The organism is Bradyrhizobium sp. 26S5 (assembly GCF_036923295.1).
In the GTDB taxonomy this organism is placed as follows: domain Bacteria; phylum Pseudomonadota; class Alphaproteobacteria; order Rhizobiales; family Xanthobacteraceae; genus Bradyrhizobium; species Bradyrhizobium septentrionale.
In genome coordinates, this window is record NZ_CP145948.1 from 7,265,202 (window position 1) to 7,282,460 (window position 17,259).

The 17,259-nt window shown below is 65.0% G+C and carries 18 protein-coding genes; 11 read left to right on the top strand and 7 right to left on the bottom strand.

The features are described from left to right. Positions 1 to 8 precede the first annotated feature (8 nt). From V5279_RS34235 to V5279_RS34255, 5 genes are all read left to right on the top strand, one after another. Positions 9 to 332, top strand: coding sequence for a non-heme iron oxygenase ferredoxin subunit (locus V5279_RS34235; protein WP_029083648.1), 324 nt, complete (start codon positions 9 to 11; stop codon positions 330 to 332). Between the two features lie 36 nt (positions 333 to 368). Beyond that, positions 369 to 1,682 carry an MFS transporter gene (locus V5279_RS34240; RefSeq protein WP_338691457.1) on the top strand — a complete coding sequence of 438 codons (1,314 nt, stop codon included), beginning with the start codon at positions 369 to 371 and terminating at the stop codon, positions 1,680 to 1,682. Continuing rightward, positions 1,679 to 2,272 carry a MarR family winged helix-turn-helix transcriptional regulator gene (locus V5279_RS34245; RefSeq protein ID WP_338691458.1) on the top strand — a complete coding sequence of 198 codons (594 nt, stop codon included), beginning with the start codon at positions 1,679 to 1,681 and terminating at the stop codon, positions 2,270 to 2,272. Before V5279_RS34240 ends, V5279_RS34245 begins: the two co-directional genes overlap by 4 nt. A 147-nt stretch (positions 2,273 to 2,419) precedes the next feature. Beyond that, a complete protein-coding gene (locus V5279_RS34250) occupies positions 2,420 to 2,701 on the top strand; it encodes a hypothetical protein (protein WP_029083651.1) in 282 nt (93 codons plus the stop codon). 346 nt (positions 2,702 to 3,047) lie between these two features. Then, entirely contained in the window at positions 3,048 to 4,001 is a 954-nt protein-coding gene (locus tag V5279_RS34255; RefSeq protein ID WP_166298383.1) for an AraC family transcriptional regulator, read from the top strand. A gap of 50 nt (positions 4,002 to 4,051) precedes the next feature. Here V5279_RS34255 and V5279_RS34260 read toward each other — a convergent pair whose 3' ends face one another. Further along, positions 4,052 to 4,909, bottom strand: a complete 858-nt coding sequence (locus tag V5279_RS34260; protein WP_338691459.1) for a DUF2066 domain-containing protein — start codon at positions 4,907 to 4,909, stop codon at positions 4,052 to 4,054. 199 nt (positions 4,910 to 5,108) lie between these two features. On the opposite strand from V5279_RS34260, the gene V5279_RS34265 reads away from it, so the two are divergent. Next, positions 5,109 to 6,122, top strand: a complete 1,014-nt coding sequence (locus tag V5279_RS34265; RefSeq protein WP_338691460.1) for an NAD(P)-dependent alcohol dehydrogenase — start codon at positions 5,109 to 5,111, stop codon at positions 6,120 to 6,122. 12 nt (positions 6,123 to 6,134) lie between these two features. Here the strand turns inward: V5279_RS34265 and V5279_RS34270 are convergent, their stop codons facing one another. After that, on the bottom strand, positions 6,135 to 6,908 hold the full coding sequence (locus tag V5279_RS34270; RefSeq protein ID WP_338691461.1) for an enoyl-CoA hydratase-related protein: 774 nt from the start codon (positions 6,906 to 6,908) through the stop codon (positions 6,135 to 6,137). A gap of 123 nt (positions 6,909 to 7,031) precedes the next feature. On the opposite strand from V5279_RS34270, the gene V5279_RS34275 reads away from it, so the two are divergent. Then, positions 7,032 to 8,621: a gamma-glutamyltransferase gene (locus V5279_RS34275; RefSeq protein ID WP_338691462.1), complete on the top strand. Its 1,590-nt coding sequence runs from the start codon at positions 7,032 to 7,034 to the stop codon at positions 8,619 to 8,621. A gap of 981 nt (positions 8,622 to 9,602) precedes the next feature. On the opposite strand, the gene V5279_RS34280 is transcribed toward V5279_RS34275, so the two are convergent. Next, entirely contained in the window at positions 9,603 to 10,811 is a 1,209-nt protein-coding gene (locus V5279_RS34280) for a GAF domain-containing sensor histidine kinase (protein WP_338691463.1), read from the bottom strand. Positions 10,812 to 10,976: 165 nt separating this feature from the next. Here V5279_RS34280 and V5279_RS34285 point away from each other — a divergent pair, with 165 nt between their 5' ends. Genes V5279_RS34285 through V5279_RS34295 form a run of 3 tightly spaced genes read left to right on the top strand, consistent with a single transcriptional unit; the run spans position 10,977 to position 12,495 of the window. Next, a complete protein-coding gene (locus V5279_RS34285) occupies positions 10,977 to 11,507 on the top strand; it encodes a PaaI family thioesterase (RefSeq protein WP_224741443.1) in 531 nt (176 codons plus the stop codon). A 35-nt stretch (positions 11,508 to 11,542) separates the two neighbouring features. After that, complete coding sequence (locus V5279_RS34290) at positions 11,543 to 11,824, top strand: hypothetical protein (protein WP_338691464.1); 282 nt, start codon at positions 11,543 to 11,545, stop codon at positions 11,822 to 11,824. A 56-nt stretch (positions 11,825 to 11,880) separates the two neighbouring features. Then, positions 11,881 to 12,495 (top strand): dienelactone hydrolase, encoded by a 615-nt coding sequence (locus V5279_RS34295; RefSeq protein ID WP_338691465.1) that lies wholly within the window; start codon positions 11,881 to 11,883, stop codon positions 12,493 to 12,495. Between the two features lie 7 nt (positions 12,496 to 12,502). Here the strand turns inward: V5279_RS34295 and V5279_RS34300 are convergent, their stop codons facing one another. From V5279_RS34300 to V5279_RS34315, 4 genes are all read right to left on the bottom strand, one after another. Beyond that, the gene (locus V5279_RS34300; RefSeq protein ID WP_338691466.1) at positions 12,503 to 13,795 is read right to left on the bottom strand and encodes an FAD-binding oxidoreductase; all 1,293 of its coding nucleotides are present in this window, start codon (positions 13,793 to 13,795) and stop codon (positions 12,503 to 12,505) included. A gap of 229 nt (positions 13,796 to 14,024) precedes the next feature. After that, the gene (locus V5279_RS34305) at positions 14,025 to 14,756 is read right to left on the bottom strand and encodes an amino acid ABC transporter ATP-binding protein (protein ID WP_338691467.1); all 732 of its coding nucleotides are present in this window, start codon (positions 14,754 to 14,756) and stop codon (positions 14,025 to 14,027) included. After that, on the bottom strand, positions 14,753 to 15,406 hold the full coding sequence (locus V5279_RS34310; RefSeq protein WP_338691468.1) for an amino acid ABC transporter permease: 654 nt from the start codon (positions 15,404 to 15,406) through the stop codon (positions 14,753 to 14,755). The genes V5279_RS34305 and V5279_RS34310 overlap by 4 nt, the downstream gene beginning before the upstream one ends. Positions 15,407 to 15,576: 170 nt before the next feature. Continuing rightward, a complete protein-coding gene (locus tag V5279_RS34315) occupies positions 15,577 to 16,344 on the bottom strand; it encodes an ABC transporter substrate-binding protein (protein ID WP_338691469.1) in 768 nt (255 codons plus the stop codon). A 183-nt stretch (positions 16,345 to 16,527) separates the two neighbouring features. On the opposite strand from V5279_RS34315, the gene V5279_RS34320 reads away from it, so the two are divergent. Continuing rightward, positions 16,528 to 17,175 carry a cupin domain-containing protein gene (locus V5279_RS34320; protein ID WP_338691470.1) on the top strand — a complete coding sequence of 216 codons (648 nt, stop codon included), beginning with the start codon at positions 16,528 to 16,530 and terminating at the stop codon, positions 17,173 to 17,175. The last annotated feature ends 84 nt before the right edge of the window (positions 17,176 to 17,259 follow it).

Genomic DNA, 17,259 nt, shown 5'->3' on the forward strand with positions numbered 1-17,259 from the left:
AGGGCACAATGGCAGACCAAGGAACCTGGCACGCGGCCGCAACACTCGGCGAGCTGAACGAAGGCGAACCATACGGCGTCGAAATCGCCGGCCACCACATCGCGCTCTATCGCGTCGGCAGCGAGTATTACGCCACGAGCAACATCTGCACCCATGAGGAGGCGCTGCTGTCCGACGGCGTTCTGGACGGTTGCGAGATCGAATGCCCGCTGCATATGGGCCGCTTCGACATCAAGACCGGCGAGGCGCTGACCAGTCCGGTCGAGATCGACATCCAGACCTATCCGGTGCGCGTGGCAGGCGACCGGCTGGAGGTCTGCCTGCCCGCATAAGGCGACCATCAACAAAAAGAATCGGGGGAAACCGGGATGACCGAAGTCGTGATGGACAAGGCGGCGATAACGACCGCCGATCCGGAGATCGAACGCACCACGATCCGCAAGGTCGCACTGCGCCTGATGTGGTTCGTGATGGCGATGTACTTCCTCGCCATTCTCGACCGCGGCAACATCTCCTTTGCCGCGCTGCAAATGAACAAGGAGCTCGGGCTCAATGCCGAGATGTTCGGCATCGCGGTCGGCATCATGTACTTCACTTATTCCATCTTCGAGATCCCGAGCAACCTCATCCTCAGCAAATACGGCGCACGCGTCACGCTGACGCGGATCGCGATCCTCTGGGGCATTGCCACGGTGCTGATGGCCTTCACGCAGGGCCCGCTCAGCCTCTATGCATTCCGCGGCTTTCTCGGCTTTGCCGAGTCGGGCCTGTTTCCCGGCGTGATGCTGCTGCTGAGCCTGTGGTTTCCGTTCAGCTACCGCGCCCGCTACAATGCGATGTTCAATTATGCGGTGCCGATCTCCTACATTTTCGCCTCGCTGATCTCGGGCGCCATCCTCGAGCTGAATGGGACGTTCGGCATCTCCGGCTGGAAATGGCTGTTCATCCTCGAAGGCCTGCCGCCCATCGTTCTGGGGATCGTCGGCATCTTCTATCTGACCGACCGGCCGCAGCAGGCGAGCTGGCTGTCGACCGCGCAACGCAACTGGCTGATCGGCGCGCTCGAGCGCGACGCCAAGGCAACCGGCGTGGTGCATGCCGAGGGCGTGCTCAAGACCATCACCAAGCCGATGGTGCTGCTGTTCGGCCTGTGTAATTTCGGCCTGTTCTGCGGGCTGGCGTCGCTGTTTCCCTGGCTGCCGCAAATCATCAAATCCTTCGGCCTGCCGAATTCGCAGGTCGGTTTCGTGACCGCGATCCCGCCGGTCGCCGGCCTGATCGGCATGATCGTGTTGTCGCGGCACTCCGATCATGTCGGCGAGCGCTTCTATTATGCCGCGATGACCTTCGTGATCGCCGCATCGGGCTTCGCAATTGCCGCCTTTTCAACGTCGCCGCTCTGGATCATCATCGGTTTCATGGTTGCCAATGTCGGTGTCTATGGTACGCAAGCCGTGTTCTGGACTATCCCGCAGTCCTACATGTCGCGGCAGAGCGCGCCGGGCGCGATCGGCCTGGTCAGCACCATCGGCAGCATCGGAGGCGCGACGATCCCGATCGTGATCGGACGCGCCAAGGACGCCTCCGACAGCTTCACCACCGGATTCCTCGTGGTGACGAGCGTGCTCCTCGTCGCGGCGGTGCTGGTCCTGATCGCACGCTCTCAACTCGTAAAAGAATGAAAAGCCGGACCGCCACACCTCGTAGCAGAGCCCCCGACCAGCGTCGCGCCCCGCGCGAGGACGCGCGCTCGGAACTGGTGATCGACTTCGAGCGCTACGTGCCGACGGTGCTGTCGAGCCTGGTCGCGAAGCTGCGTGCCAATGCCAATGCCTTCTTTCCGCAAGCCTACGGCGTATCGCTCGCGGAATGGCGGGTGCTGTCCTTTCTCAGGGAGCACGAGCCGGCCAGCGCCTATGACATCTGGACCAACGCGCAACTGGACAAGGCGGTCGTCAGCCGCGAGACGACGTCGCTCAGAAAGAAGGGGCTGATCGAGCTGACGCCGGTCCGAGGCAGCGCCCGAAACCGGACCGAGATCCGGCTGACCAGACTCGGCGTGGCGCTGCTCGACCGCAGCCTGGACGAGATCCTGCGCCGCCACGGCAACCTCACGGCCGGCCTCGACACCAGGGCACTGGACGCCTTCTTCCGCGTCGTGGCGCATATCGAGCAGCGCATTCCCCACATGGGCGATCCGTCGGACAATGCCAAGCCGGCCCATGCGCCGGTCAAACGCCTTGCGAAGCGCAGGCCGCCAACCGGCGCCTAGCGGCGGTGGCCCGAGAGCGCGGCGGCCGAGCGGACCTAAATTCTGGTCATCCACCGCCGGGTGCATGAAGGAACCGGCCGTAATTTATGTTTCAGTAAGCAAGTTGTAGCTAGGATCGACGCGTACGTTGCGTATGGGAGACTTCCAGTGATCGACTTTGACGAACTTCGTAGTATCGCCGCGGATGTTCGTATCTTCATCGACGCTTCGGAAGACAAGGGCGGCGCCTTGAAGGCCATCGTCGAGGCCTACGATGTCGTGCTGGGCATTTTCCCGGCCGGCCCGGGAATGGACCTTCACGTGGTCAAGGGCACTGAGGTCCTCAATCATATTGCGCAGACCCAGGCCTCGTCCGGCTTTACGCATACCGCGATCGCATTCCAGACCCGTGAGCAGGCTGTTGCGCTTGAGCAACTGATGGCGGCCTAGCCACTGGAGCTTCACGCTCCCGTGACGGGCATCGCATTTCGCTTTGAGATCAAGCGATTGCCTGACGCGCTGCCCGTTTGACGCGCACCCTTCGCCAATCTTGACGCCAATCCTGTCCTCAAGGCGCCGTCCCAGCGCAAAGACGCGCCAAGCGCGTCAATCCGGCGCCATCGTCCGCATTGCTTCGCAGCGCAAAACGAGCGAAAATCCGCACGTTTGTAGAACGAGATCATGGTCTCGCCACGCGAATCAAATCAATCTGGGCAAGTTGTCGCGGGCGCACTTTCTTCTGACGTCGAGTACTTGGTATTCGTGAACTAATCGCGCTACAGTTGTGGGCGTGGATATGGGCGAGCACCTGACGGTTAGCACCGGCGAGCTCGACGGCTTCGAGGGACTTCACGACGCCGTCAAAGGTTCGCATGTCGAGGTCATGCAGCTTGAGCGCGGCAGGCTGCGCGGTACGCTGTCTCACGTCGGGATCGGCAATTTTTCGCTCAGCATCGGCGCGTTCAATGTCGGGGTTCGCACCCAGCGCACGTCCGCCGATGACAAGCTGATCATCGGAATGCTGCTGAACGCCACCGACCGCGTCACGCATTGGGCTTTCGACATGCAGCCGGCCGACGTGCTGGTGATCCCTCCATCGGTCGAGCACGACGGCGTGTTTCACAAGGCCTCGTCCTACGCCGCAATTCGCTTCGACATGGCGGATCTGCCCGACATATTCGGCGGTGACCCGCGGCTCGCCGATGCCGAAACATGGCAAGCGAAGAACCACTTTCGCGCCGACCCCGCGATCGGCATGGTCGGGGCGGACCGGCTGCCGCAGATCGTCTCGCATCTCGCTCGCTATCCGGACGCGCTGTCGGACGCATCGGCCGAATTCTGGAAGCGCGCGATCGTCGACTGCGTGAGAGCGACGGCGATCACGTCGCTGCCTCCAGATGGATCGAGCTATCTGCCGTCGGCGATGAAGCTGGTCCGCCACGTCGAGGATTACCTGCACGCCGCGGGCGCCCGCCCCGTCCATGTCTCGGAAATCTGCGGCGAGCTTCGGCTGTCGCGACGCAGCCTGCACCGCGCCTTCCACGAGGTGTTCGGCGTCGGCCCGGTGACGTTCCTGCGCTACAAGCGGCTCTGCACGGTCCGCGAAATCCTGCGCGAAAGCACGCCGGACCAGACCACGGTATCCAGGGTTGCGATCGAACAAGGCTTCATCGAGCTCGGGCGCTTCTCGCAATACTACCGCGCGATGTTCGGGGAATACCCGTCGCAGACGCTCGGCTACGCCGGGTAGAACGATCAGCCCGCGCTCAAGCGCGATGACGGCGCCAGGCTCGCGCAAGCTCATTTTGATCGCCCCGGATCGCCGTTACCCGACAGCACCTGCGCCGCGCCGCCGACGCCGCGGCGGAAGGCCTCGTCGAACGTGACGCCGCGAAATTGCCATCTGTAGGCCTTGCCGCGCCACGCCATCTGCCATTGCGTCGCCCAGCCGAGATCCTTGTCGTCCCAGACCAGCCGTCCGACCAGCGTGGCCTCGCCGCCCTGCGGCGCGACGATCGAGGTCAGCTTCGCCGGCGGCACTTTCAGGAGCTCGGCTGCGGTGACGTTGGCGCTCGTCAACGCGGCCGCGCTTGGCAGCACGAAGCCCATGCCGCGCTTGCCGGCCGCGGCTGCGAGCGCGTCGCGCTGCAGATCGGACTGCGTCCCGTCCGCGGTGACGACGTAATCCTTCGGGCCGTGCTGCATCTCGGTGAACACGCCGAGCACCGGCCGCTGCGACCGCCACGGCTTGAGGCCGAGCTTGCCGAGAATGCCGTCGATCTTCTTGTCGTCGAAATCCACCGTCAGATCATAAGGCCGGTCGCGGGTGCCCTGCTCGTCATGATGCGGCTTGCCGGCATACTGGTCGTGATAGTCGAAGCCACTGACGAATTCTTTTGCTTTCGATTTGTACGCGGCAAGCCGGCGATCGCCTGCCAGCATCGGCTGCCCGGAGACCTTGATCAGGACGTCCTCGAGACATGCACCGAAGCCGATGATGCGGTTCGGCTCGCCCTGGCCGGTGACGACGGTCTGCGCGCGGTAGAGGCTGTCGTCGGCCGCAGCCATCGCGCCACCGCAACAGATCAATGCAGCGGCAAGTAGCGCGCGAGCGAACTTGGCAATCAGATTACGCTTCGTCTCAAGCAAGGCAGCCATGGTCACCTCCGCTCGGTCACGTCATTATCGGCTCAGATTGGTATTTTTCGGCAGCGCCAACGCGTCCGGACATGGGCGCCATCGCATCGGCCGCTCCACACGCTCTGGCCACGCACGACGGGGCTGGCATATGCTGAGCGGATGCGCGGCGGCGGCGGGAGCGCTGCCCATCACAACAACATCCAGCAGGAGACGCCCCATGAAATGCTATGAGTTGCAAGGCCCCGGTGGCGTCGACGCGTTGGCGCTGGTCGACAAGCCGGTTCCGCAAGCCGGTCCGGGCGAAGTCCTGGTACGGCTGAAGGCCGCGACGCTGAACTATCGCGACCTGCTCACGGTCAAGGGCGGCTACGGCTCGCGCCAGAAATTCCCGCTGGTGCCGGTCTCCGACGGCGCGGGTATCGTCGAGGCGGTCGGCGCCAGCGTGAAGACTTTCGCGGCCGGCGATCGCGTGATCGGCAGCTTCTTCGAAAGCTGGCTCGGCGGCGAACCGAGCGAGGCACGAATGCGCGCGGCGCTCGGCGGCAGCGTCGACGGCGTGCTGACCGAGTACCGGGTATTTCCGGCGCATGCGCTGGTGCGCACGCCGGACCATCTCAGCGACATCGAGGCTGCCGCGCTGCCCTGCGCCGGGCTCACGGCGTGGAGCGCGGTGGTCAAGCTCGGCGACATCAAGCCGGGCCAGACCGTGCTGACCCAGGGCACCGGCGGCGTCTCGCTGTTCGCGCTGCAATTCGCCAGAATGTGCGGCGCCCGCGTCATCGCGACCTCGTCCAGCGACGCCAAGATCGCGCGGCTGAAGCAGCTCGGCGCCGATGTCACGCTCAACTACAAGACCACGCCCGACTGGGGCAAGAAGGCGCGCGAGCTGACCGGGCGCGGCGTCGATCTCGTCGTCGAGGTCGGCGGCGTCGGCACGCTGAACGAGTCGATCCGCGCCACCAGGATCGGCGGCACGATTGCCTTCATCGGCGTGCTCGCGGGTCCGGCAACGGCGGACTCCCGGCTGCCGCTGATGGTGATGCAGCAGCAGCGGCTGCAGGGCGTCACCGTCGGCTCGATCGAGGACCTGCAGGCGCTGTGCGACGGCATCAGCATGCACGGCGTCAAGCCCGTGATCGACAAGGTGTTCGCCTTCGACCAGGTCAAGGACGCGTTCGCCCACATGGCGAGCGGTGCGCATTTCGGCAAGGTCGCGATTGCAATCGGGTAGGACCGCCAAGGCTTAGCGTCCCGTGAACTGCGCCTTGCGCTTCTCGACAAAGGCCTGGCGGCCTTCCCTCGCGTCGGCGCTTTCGCGGATCACCGACTGCAGCTCGATCTCGCGGCGGAACTGATCCGCGTAGCTCGCGTGCTCGCTCTCCTCGAGCAGCTGGCGCGTCGCGACCAGCGCGCGCGTCGGTCCGTCGGCGAGACGGCGGGCGAGCGCCTTCGCCTCGTCGAGCAGTCTTGCGTCATCGACGACCTCGCGCACCAATCCCCACTCCTTGGCTCGCTCGGCCGACAACGGCTCGTTCAGCAGCATCAGGTCGAGCGCGCGCTGGCGGCCGATCAGGCGCGGCAACAGCCAGGTCGAGCCGAGATCGGGCACCAGGCCGATCCGGCTGAACACCTGGATGAAGCTCGCCGAGCGCGCCGCCAGGATGATGTCGCCGGACATCGCGAGGCTGAAGCCGCCGCCGGCCGCAACGCCGTTGACCGCGACCACGACCGGCAGGCTGCATTCGCGCAAGGCGCGCATCGCCGGCCAGTAATGCGTCATCACGCCGGTCACGATGTCGTTGCCGAGCGACTGGAACGCCTTGAGGTTCTGCCCCGAGCAGAAGCCGCGCCCCTCCCCGGTCAGGACCAGCGCGCGGATGCCCGTGTCGCTGGTCATCTCGCCGACGGCGGCTGCGAGATCGCCGAGCAATTCCGGTGTCATGGCGTTCAGGCTTGCGGGGTCGTCAAGCGTCAGGATGCCGACCTTGCCGTCCCGTTCGCGCTTCACTGCGGTCATTTTCCTCTCCCTGGAATTGCTTGTTATTGAGCTTCTTGTGCCGCTCTCTTGCGCTTACTGTGCCATGCTTGGCATGCTACGCCAACGTGCCCCGCCCGCAACAAGAACAGCGAAAGCAACGCCATGTCCGACCAGTTCTCCAACTCGCAAGTGATCCGAAAACCCGCCGTCAGCGCCAAAGGCGGCATCGTCGCGGCGCAGTCGCGCAAGGCGGCCGAAGTCGGCGCGGAGGTACTGGCAGCGGGCGGCGATTGCGTCGACGCCGTGATTGCAACCACGTTTGCCCTCGGCGTGCTGGAGCCCTGGATGAGCGGCGCCGGCGGCGGCGGCGCCATGGTGCTGTACCGCGCCAAGGAAAACCGCGTCGAGGTGATCGACTACGGCATGCGCGCGCCGGACGGCCTCCGCCTGGAGGATTATCCGCTGACCGGCGGCGCGGCCTCCGACCTGTTCCCCTGGGCGCGGGTCAAGGACGACCGCAATCTGCACGGCCCCGGCTCGATCGCAGTGCCCGGCGTCGTCGCCGGCATGGAGGAGGCGCATCGCCGCCACGCCAAACTGCCGTGGAAGGAGCTGCTGGCGCCGAGCGTCAAGCTCGCCGGCGAGGGCCTGCTGGTCGATTGGTGGACCACCGCGATGATCGCAAGCTCGGCCATCGATCTGCGGCGCTATCCTGCCAGTGCCGCGGCCTATCTGCTGGATGGCCTGCCGCCGAATGCACCGTGGGGCATCAAGTCGAGCGTCCGCATGCCGCAGGACAAGCTCAAGGCTTCGATGGCGCAACTCGCCGCGGCCGGTCCGCGCGATTTCTACGAGGGCGATCTGGCGCGCAGCATCGCCGACGACATCCAGGCTGCCGGTGGCGCGCTGTCGGTGCGCGATCTCGCGTCGTTCCGCGCCCATCTGCGCGAGCCGCTCAGGATTCCCTATCGCGGCGGCACGGTCTATGCGACGCCGGAGATGACCGCGGGTCCGACCATGGCGCGCACGCTCGGCCTGCTGCAGAAGGCGTTCGAACCTGCACAAGGCGGTCCGGATGCGGCCGCCTATACGGCTTACGCCGAGGCGCTGCAGGCCGCCTATCGCGAGCGGCTGAAGGAGATGGGCGACATCGACGGCCGCCGCGCGCTCGGGGCGGATGCGATCGCGCCGGCCTGCACCACGCATTTCTCGGCGGTCGACCGCGACGGCAACATGGCCGCGGTGACGCAGACCCTGCTGTCGAACTTCGGCTCGCGATTCGTGACGCCGAACACCGGGCTGACCATGAACAACGGCATCATGTGGTTCGATCCGACGCAGGGCGCACCGAACTCGCTGGCGCCCGGCAAGCGCTGCCTGACCAATTACACGCCGGTCGTGGCGGAAACGGCCGACGGTCGCCGGCTCGCCGCCGGCGCATCGGGCGGCCGCCGCATCCTGCCCGCGGTGTCGCAGCTGCTTTCTTTCGTGATGGATTTCGGCATGGATCTCGACGCCGCGATCCATCAGCCGCGGATCGACGCCAGCGAAGGCAATGTGGTGATCGGCAACGTCAGGCTTCCCGCCACCGTGCGCGACGCGCTGCGCGGCCGCTTCGACTTCGAGGAAGCCCGTACCCAGACCCTGCCGATGAAGTTCGCCTGCCCGAGCCTCGTGCTGCGCGACGGCACCACCAACAGCGGCGCCACCGAACCGTTCCAGCCCTGGGGCGATGCGGTGGCGGAGGGGTAGGAGCGCGGGCGGCACATCAAATTCGTCGTCCCGGCGGAAGCTACCAGACCCGTCATCCTGAGGAGCGCGGAACGCGCGTCTCGAAGGATGCACGGCCCGGCTAGTGGCCGATTCATCCTTCGAGACGCGCGCAAGAGCGCGCTCCTCAGGATGACGGTGATAGAGTTGAGTACGCGGAAATCGCCTCATCGTCATTGCGAGGAGCGAAGCGACGAAGCAATCCATCGCTGCGCATATGCGGAGAACTGGATTGCTTCGCTTCGCTCGCAATGACGGTGTGGGTTTCTGATTCAACTGTCAAACAGCTCGTTCGGTGTCATCACCCGCGCATGCGGGTGATCCAGTATTCCAGAGACGCCGGTGTCTGAGCCGAGAGGCCGGGGCGTACTGGATCGCCCGGTCGAGCCGGGCGATGACGGCTGTGGGTGGGACGCAGTTCCGCATTCTCGCGACGTAAATTGCCCGAGCTTTGCATCTCGTTTCGCCCTCTTGAACAGAGGGCGCAGGGAAAGCCGGGTGCCGATCGCACCCATGGGCCCCGAGCAATGGGTAGAAACCTCGGGGGTAGGACCACAGGTGTAACCGGAAACAACCCGGCTTTCCCTGCGCGATGGGTTACGGCTTACTTCGTGCTCTCCCCGGCGAGACTGGGCTTGTTTGTCACCGCCGTCGCAACACGCCTTCGCGTTTCGCAAGGGGACACCGGCCACTAGGGCGTCAGGACCACACGACTTCACCGTCCGCTTCGCGTGCTCTCGTCAGTCACACGCTCGGCGTCCATCGCATCCCACACCGCGTTCGTGACGACCGCGAAGCGCCCCTCGATCGGGTGAGACGGGAGATCTATAACACTGAGTTGCATTTCTGATAAAGCGAAATATTTTTGCCGCGGGGGCTTGCGCCGTCGGGCAACTCAGTGATTGGCGTTTTCGCGATAGCGTCTCACGCGCGAGCCCGCTCAGGCGGCCGGGCGCAGTCGGATCAGCAGCGAGGTATCCGGAACGTGAATCGTGTTTCGGCAGCGGAGGACGTCACCTCAAGTGTGCCGCCGTGGGCGCGCGCAATTTCAGTGGCGATGTAGAGGCCCAAACCCAGGCCTTCGTAGCTCGACTGGTGCGCAACGCGAAAGAAAGGTTGGAACAGCTTCTCGATGACAGCCGGAGAGATCGGTGCCCCGCCATTCGCGACCGACAATTCAAAGCCCTCGCTGTCGGCTACGGCGGACACCGTGATCGGTGAATTGCCATCGCCATGCTTCAGGGCATTGCCGACCAGGTTGGACAACAATTGCGCGATCCGGGCGGGATCGCAGTTGATGCCGCGATTGATGGCGAAGTCGGTTTGGACCACGCGATCAGGCCACGCCGCACGCAATTCATTCACGACCTGCTCAAGCGCCGGCAGCAATTGCGCGTCGGCGCTGCGCTTCAATTTGAAGCCGCCGCCGAGACGGACGCGTGCGAAGTCCATGACATCGTCGATCAGGGTCGCCATCCGCTTCACACTGTTCTGAAGCAACCCGACATAGGTCATCGACTTTTCGTTGAGCGGCTCCTTCAGCAACAGCCTCATGCCGGCATCGATCGAGGCGAGCGGATTGCGCAAATCGTGCGCGAGCACCGCGATAAACTGCTCGCGAAGCTCATCCGTCTGTCGGTGGCCCAGCAGCGCAGCCTCGCTGGTCGCGACCCTCTCCTGCGCCTGCAGGTGAAACGCGATCAGCGAAGCGAACAACTTGAACATGTTGACGACTTCCGACGTGTTCACTTTCGCCGGATGCGGATCGATCGCACAGAGCGTCCCGAAAAACGTGCCGTCGGCCAGGACGATTGGAATCGAGATGTAGCTCTGAAATCCGTACATCGCCGGCGTGCGGTGGTCGCGAAAAGCCGGGTCCTCGGCAACGTGGTCGATGACAACCCCGTGTCCGCTCGCCCTTATTTCGTCGCAAATCGTGGTCTGGACCTCCAGCTCACCGCCGGGCGCAAGTCCGAACGCGATGTTGTCCCGGACCGCGCACGCAATCCAGCGGCTTTCCGTGACCCGCGCCACCGCGGCAAAGCCCATGCCTGTGGTGCGGCACACGACGTCGAGGATGGTCGGAACCGCATCAATCCGGCCGATCGCAAGAATGTCGGCCTTCAGGTCAGCGGGGAGCTCGTTCGTCGCGGCGGCTGACGAATCTTTCAAGTCCGTTGCAATCAATTCGGAAATTCGGGCTTACTCCACGCAAACGCCGGGAACAAAAAATGCCCCATCGCGGGTCGCACACCATGGGATAGTCAACAATCTCAAGATGGCCCGAAACTTCGACCGCTGTCCACATCAAAGATGGTTCCCGGATTCTCCCAAACCTTGGATCGCACCGACGCCGCAGGGCTTGCGCCGTCGGGCAAATCAGTGATTGGCGCTTTCGCGATGGGCGCGCCGGGAGACGTTGCAGGCCGCAAGCGGGCTGATACATTTGGCCGGACAACAACCGAGGTGACCGGCTTGAGTGATGCAAGTGCAGACGTGCCGCCCGGCGCTCAACTCCTTGGACGCGAGTGGCTGGGCTTCGACGGCGAAATCGCCTCGGTCCGCTTCGCTGCGCAGCCTTTATTCACTAACCGGCATGGAACGATCCAGGGCGGCTTCCTCGCGGCGATGCTGGATTCGGCTACAGGCCTCGGCGCCCTCGCAGCGCTTCCCTCAACCAAGACCGTGGTGACCAAAACCCTCACCACGCGGTTTCTCAAGCCGGCGCGCGTCGGTCCGATCACGGCCAAGGCCAAGGTCATCTCGCAGACAGAGCGCGACATGATCGTCGAGGCCGACCTGATCGACGCAGAGAACGTGACGATCGCCACCGCCACGGCCGAGCTGCGAATTCTGGACAAGCGATAGCCATGCGTTGTCCTTCCTTGGTGTTGTCAGCCCTGTTGTTGCTTGCGGTCTGCGCGGCACAGGCGGCCGGGCTACGACACTTCGATGTTCCCGCCGGCGCCGACGGGCCTGCGATCAGAGGGGTGGCATGGCATCCCTGCGCCGAGCCCCCGCACGAGATCGACGCCCGCGGCGGCAGATCCTTCTTCGGCGTCAACGACTGCCCGATCGTGGGCGACAAGCTGCCGCTGATCGTGATCTCGCATGGAAGGCGCGGATGGCTCGGTGGTCATCATGACACCGCCGCGGCCCTGGCAGACGCGGCTTCATCGTTCTGACGGTCAATCATCCGACCGATACCGGCAGCGACACCAGCGGCACCGACAGCCTTGCCGTGCTGGTCGAGCGGCCGGCCGACATCAAACGCGCGATCGACTACGCGCTCGGCAGTTGGCCCGATGCGGCGCGCATCGACGCCGGACGCATCGGTCTCTACGGCTTTTCCTGGGGCGGTTACACGGCCCTGGCTGCGATCGGCGGTGTGCCCGATCTCCGCAAGGGCCTGCCCAACTGCCAGACATCGAGCTTGCGGGCGTGCAAGGAGCTCGAAGCCGGAGACAAGCCGAGCGGACCGGTCGTCCACGATCCACGGATCAAGGCTGCGGTCATCGTCGATCCCTATCCGGTGTTCGTCTTTCCGACGGAAAACCTGAAGGGAGTGATCCCCATTCAGTTGTGGAGCTCCGACCCCGCACAGAATGCCGACGGCCTGTCCGGGTGCTGCGCCGCTGATGTCAAAGACAGGCTTCCGTCAAAACCCGACTATCATTTTGTGGCGGATGCAAAGCACTTCTCATTCCTTGCCACCTGCACGTCGACGGAAGCGAAGGAGATTGCCCGCATCTGCACCGACGCACCCGGCTTCGATCGCGTCGCCTTTCATCAGCGCTTCCACGCTGCGGCCATCGCGTTCTTCAGGACGCATCTGGGCGAGGGCGGAACGCGATAGCGCGAAGCTACACCCCGAGCCTGTCCCGCACGCGCCCAGTCAGCACCGCCGTGGTGACGCCGACCCGCCAGAACGCGTGCATCGGGATCGGCTTGATGCCGGTCACCGGCATGTCGATCTCGGCCTTGCTGCCACCGATCAGGCGGCGCGCCAGCTGTGCGCCCATCGCGGTCGACAGCGCGACGCCGCGGCCGTTGCAGCCGAGCGAGATCAGCAAGTTCTCGGCGGGCTCATGGACATGCGGATAGTGATCGGCGGTGATGGCGAGGCGGCTGTTCCAGCCATGGGTCCAGCTGACGCCTTTGAGCTGCGGCCACAGCCGCTCGGCGTAGCGGATCAGATAAGAGATATCGGACGGGCCCTTGATCCAGCGCATCGGGCCGCGGCCGCCCATCAACAGCCGATTGTGCTGGTCGATGCGGTAGTAGACCGTGATGTGGCCGCTCTCGTAGAGCACCGGCCGCATCGGCATGATCGTGCGCGCGATCGCGTCGGACAGCGGCGCGGTCGCCGCGATCGAGGAGAACACCGGCACGATGGTGCGGCGAAGCGCCGGCCAGAGATCATCGGTAAAACCATTGGTCGCGAGCAGCACCTTGTCGGCGTGCACGACCGCATGCGGCGTCTCGATCCGCCAGCTTCTGCCGTCACGGCGCAGCGATAGCGCCGGGGTCTCGCCATGGACGGCGGCGCCGGCGCCGATCGCGGCGCGCGCGAGGCCACGCGCATAGCTCAGCGGATGCAGGTCGCCGCCGCGCGCATCCAGCATCGCGCAGAGATAACGATCGCTGCCGGTCATCTCGCGCATTTCGGCGGCGTTGAGCAGTTTGACCGGCATGCCGCGCCGGATGCATTGCTGTGCCGTCGTCTCGATCGCCGCCGCACTGGCCTCATTGTAGGCGGCGCGCAGCGTGCCGTTCTGCCGCGCCTCGCAGGGGATCTGGTAACGGCGGATCAGCTCATGGGTGAAATTGGTGGTGCCGTAGGAGAAGTCGATCATGCGGCGGCCAAGATCGGCGCCGAAATCCTGCTCGATCTGATCGGGGTCGTGCTTCAGCCCGGGATTGGTCTGCCCGCCATTGTTGCCGGACGCACCCCAGCCCGGCTCCTGCGCCTCCAGCACGGTCGCAAGCACGCCCTGCTCGGCGAGATGCAACGCAGTGGAGAGACCGGTGAAGCCGCCGCCGATGATCGCGACCGGCACGCTCTTGTCCGATGTCAGCGGCGGTGTTGGCGTCGCCTCCACCGCGGTGTCGGCATAGAGGCTTGGCGGCAGCGGCAGGCGGGTGGGAGAGGTCATGCGGGTTACCAAACCAAGATGAGATGTTGTGGCGAAGACCGGAGCAGCCACGGGCTCCCCTTACCTCTCCCGCTTGCGGGGGAGGTCGGATTGCATCGCAGATGCAATCCGGGTGGGGGCTCTCTCCCCAATTTGACTCGCGGTGAGACCCCCACCCCAACCCTCCCCCGCAAGCGGGAGAGGGGGTGGAGTGCCGATGCGGCAGCAGCTCGATCGAACGACGTCATGATCACAGCGGATGCAGCACGCGGCGCAGAAAGTCCTGGGTGCGCGGGTGCTGCGGTTGGTTGAGAACGGATTTGGCGGCGCCCTGCTCGACGATGACGCCGCCGTCGATGAACAGCACGCGGTCGGCGACGTCGAGGGCAAAGCCCATCTCATGGGTGACGACCACCATGGTCATGCCGTCGTCGGCGAGCTTGCGCATCACCGAGAGCACCTCGCCGACCAGCTCCGGATCGAGCGCGGAGGTCGGCTCGTCGAACAGGATCGCCTTCGGCTGCATCGCGAGCGCCCGCGCGATCGCGACGCGCTGCTGCTGGCCGCCGGACAATTGCGGCGGGTGCACCTCGGCCTTGTCGGCGAGCCCGACCTGCGCGAGCAGTGCGCGGCCGCGCGCGACGGCCGCCTCGCGCGGCTCCTTCTTCACATAGAGCGGGCCCTCGATGACATTCTCGAGCGCGGTGCGGTGCGGGAACAGGTTGAAGCGCTGGAACACCATCGAGACCTGGGTGCGGATCGCCACGATCGAGCGGTCGCCCTGGTCGACGCGCGCACCCTCGACGCTGATCTCGCCGCGATCGTAGCTCTCGAGCCCGTTGATGCAGCGCAGGATAGTCGACTTGCCGGAGCCGGACGGGCCGATGATGCAGACCACCTCGCTCTTGGCGACCGAGGCGGTGATGCCCTTCAGCACCTCGACCTTGCCAAAGCTCTTGTGCACGTCGCGAAGCTCGATCATTTGCGGTTCGCCTTGTTCTCGAAGTGCCGAACCAGCAGGATGAGCGGAATACTCATGGTGAGGTACATCAGCGCCACCAGCGTGAACACGCTGGTGTTCTTGAAGGTCGAGGAGGCGATCAGCTTGCCTTGCAGCGCGAGCTCGGCGACCGTGATCGTGGACGCCTGCGAGGAATCCTTCAGCATCATGATCATGATGTTGCCGTAGGGCGGCAGGATGATCCTGACCGCCTGCGGCAGCACCACGCGGCGCATGGTGAGCCACCAGCCCATCCCGATGGTCTGCGCCGCCTCGATCTGCCCCTTGTCGATCGCCTCGATGCCGGCGCGGAAGTTTTCCGCCTGATAGGCCGAATAGGCGATGCCGAGCCCGATGATCGCGGCCTGCAGCGCCGAGAGCGCGATGCCGAAATCGGGCATCACGAAATAGATGTAGAACAGCAGCACGATGATCGGGATGCCGCGGATCACGTTGATCAGCGCGGCGCTGAGGCCTGTGAGGATGCGAATGCCGGACACCCGCATCAAGGCCCACACCAGCCCGAGCACGGTCGACAGCACCAGCGAGCCGACCGTGACGACGATGGTCAGCCAGACGCCCTGCAGCAGGATCGGCACGAACTCGACGGCGTCATGGAAGAATTTTTGCATCGGCTCAAACGTATCCAGTCCCGTCATGTGCTCGAAATATTATCTCCGTCACCCTGAGGAGCGCGTAGCGCGTCTCGAAGGGTCGACGGCCACCAGCCGGGCCGTCGACCCTTCGAGGCTCGCTCCGCCCGCACCTCAGGATGACGGATCACTTCGGAGCACACACTCTCTCACGACGCGCTGGCCTTCTGGCCCCATTTCTCGAGGATCTTTGCGATCGTGCCGTTAGCCTTCAGCTTCGCCAGCGAGGCATTGATCTTGGCGAGCAGCTCGGTGTCGGTCTTGCGGACGCCGATCGCGACCGTGCCGACGGTGACGGGCTTGTAGCCGTCGACCAGGCGGACGTCGGCGAAATTGCCCTGCTGCAGATTGTAGGCGAGGATCGGATAGTCGGCGAAGCCGGCCTTGAGGCGGCCCGCGTTCACGTCGCGCAGGATGTCGGGAATGGTGTCGTAGACCTTCACCTCGCTGAACAGCCCGGTCTTCTTCAGCGCGTCGACGAAGGCGGTGCCGACCTGGGCGCCGACCACGGTGCCCTTCAGATCCTCCTGCGAGGCATAGGCCTTGGTGTCGGCCTTCGGCACCACGAGGCCCTCGCCATAGCTATAGACGGGATCGGAGAAATCGATCACCTCCTTGCGCGCGGCGGTGGCGAACATCGCGGCCGCGATGATGTCGATCTTGTTCGCGGTCAGCGAGGGAATCAGCGCCGAGAACTGCATCGGCTCGATCTGCACGGAGAAGCCGGCGTCCTTGCCGATCTCGGTGGCGAGATCGACCATGATGCCCTGGATCGAGTTGGTCTTGGTGTCGAGGAAGGTGAAGGGGATGCCGGTCGGCGTCGAGCCGACCTTCAACACCTGCTGCGCCTGCGACGGCGCGCTCAAGCCGAGGGCGAGCGCCGCGACCGCGGCCTGGACGAGACGCTGAAACGACATCGCAACACCTCCCGAAGCTGGCCGCCGGCGCCGCGTCGTCCGCTGTAGCAGCGGTTTCGGTTGCGGGCGACGCCGTTCCGGCCTATTTTCACTAATATGAAATTGTGGTCACGAAACCGCGGCCAATGCAAGCGGTTTTCATGCACATGAAGGAAGCGGACTGACGTGAGCGGCGGCAAGAGAATGCGCAAAGGTGCGGCAGCGAGGCCCGCGGCAGCACGCCGCGCCGCCAAAAAACCGGCGGTGAAGCCGGCCGAGCCGGCGATGGATCTCGCGGTCGGACGCCGCATCCGCGACCTGCGGCGAGCCAAGGAGATGTCGTTGGAGGTGGTCGCCGCACGCACGGACTTGTCGATCGGCTTCATCAGCCAGATCGAGCGCGGCCTGTCGTCGCCCTCGCTGCGTGTGCTGGCGACACTCGCCGACGTGCTCGGCGTCGGCATCGCCGCGCTGTTCGGCGCGACGCCGCGGGATGACGGCGCCGGCGGCGTCGTGACCCGCGAGGTGCAGCGCGCCGAGCTGAAACTGTGGCGCACCGGAATTTCAAAGCAGCTGTTGAGCCCCGCCGGCAGCGAGAGCCGGCTCAACCTGTTCCTGGTGCATCTCGAGCCCGGCGGCAACACCGGCGACGAGTTCTATACCCATGACGGCGAGGAGGCCGGCCTCGTGCTTCAGGGCGAGATGATTCTCACGGTGGACACCGAGACCTGGACGCTGAAACAGGGCGACAGTTTCAGATTCGCCAGCCGCCGCCCGCACCGGTTTTCCAATCCGGCTGATGATGCCAAGGCCGTGGTGCTGTGGGTGAATTGCGTGACGGCGGCGGGGTAAGCCACCTGCCCCATCCAACGTCGTCCCGGCGAAAGCCGGGACCCATTACCACAGGGTCGTGTTGTTGAAGCAGGCTGTGGCCCC

Excerpts from the sequence above, each read along its gene's own strand:
- V5279_RS34235 (WP_029083648.1), top strand. The coding sequence starts at position 9 with ATGGCAGACCAAGGAACCTGGCACGCGGCCGCAACACTCGGCGAGCTG.
- V5279_RS34240 (WP_338691457.1), top strand. The coding sequence starts at position 369 with ATGACCGAAGTCGTGATGGACAAGGCGGCGATAACGACCGCCGATCCG.
- V5279_RS34245 (WP_338691458.1), top strand. The coding sequence starts at position 1,679 with ATGAAAAGCCGGACCGCCACACCTCGTAGCAGAGCCCCCGACCAGCGT.
- V5279_RS34255 (WP_166298383.1), top strand. The coding sequence starts at position 3,048 with ATGGGCGAGCACCTGACGGTTAGCACCGGCGAGCTCGACGGCTTCGAG.
- V5279_RS34260 (WP_338691459.1), bottom strand. The coding sequence starts at position 4,909 with ATGGCTGCCTTGCTTGAGACGAAGCGTAATCTGATTGCCAAGTTCGCT.
- V5279_RS34265 (WP_338691460.1), top strand. The coding sequence starts at position 5,109 with ATGAAATGCTATGAGTTGCAAGGCCCCGGTGGCGTCGACGCGTTGGCG.
- V5279_RS34270 (WP_338691461.1), bottom strand. The coding sequence starts at position 6,908 with ATGACCGCAGTGAAGCGCGAACGGGACGGCAAGGTCGGCATCCTGACG.
- V5279_RS34275 (WP_338691462.1), top strand. The coding sequence starts at position 7,032 with ATGTCCGACCAGTTCTCCAACTCGCAAGTGATCCGAAAACCCGCCGTC.
- V5279_RS34300 (WP_338691466.1), bottom strand. The coding sequence starts at position 13,795 with ATGACCTCTCCCACCCGCCTGCCGCTGCCGCCAAGCCTCTATGCCGAC.
- V5279_RS34305 (WP_338691467.1), bottom strand. The coding sequence starts at position 14,756 with ATGATCGAGCTTCGCGACGTGCACAAGAGCTTTGGCAAGGTCGAGGTG.
- V5279_RS34310 (WP_338691468.1), bottom strand. The coding sequence starts at position 15,406 with ATGCAAAAATTCTTCCATGACGCCGTCGAGTTCGTGCCGATCCTGCTG.
- V5279_RS34315 (WP_338691469.1), bottom strand. The coding sequence starts at position 16,344 with ATGTCGTTTCAGCGTCTCGTCCAGGCCGCGGTCGCGGCGCTCGCCCTC.
- V5279_RS34320 (WP_338691470.1), top strand. The coding sequence starts at position 16,528 with ATGCGCAAAGGTGCGGCAGCGAGGCCCGCGGCAGCACGCCGCGCCGCC.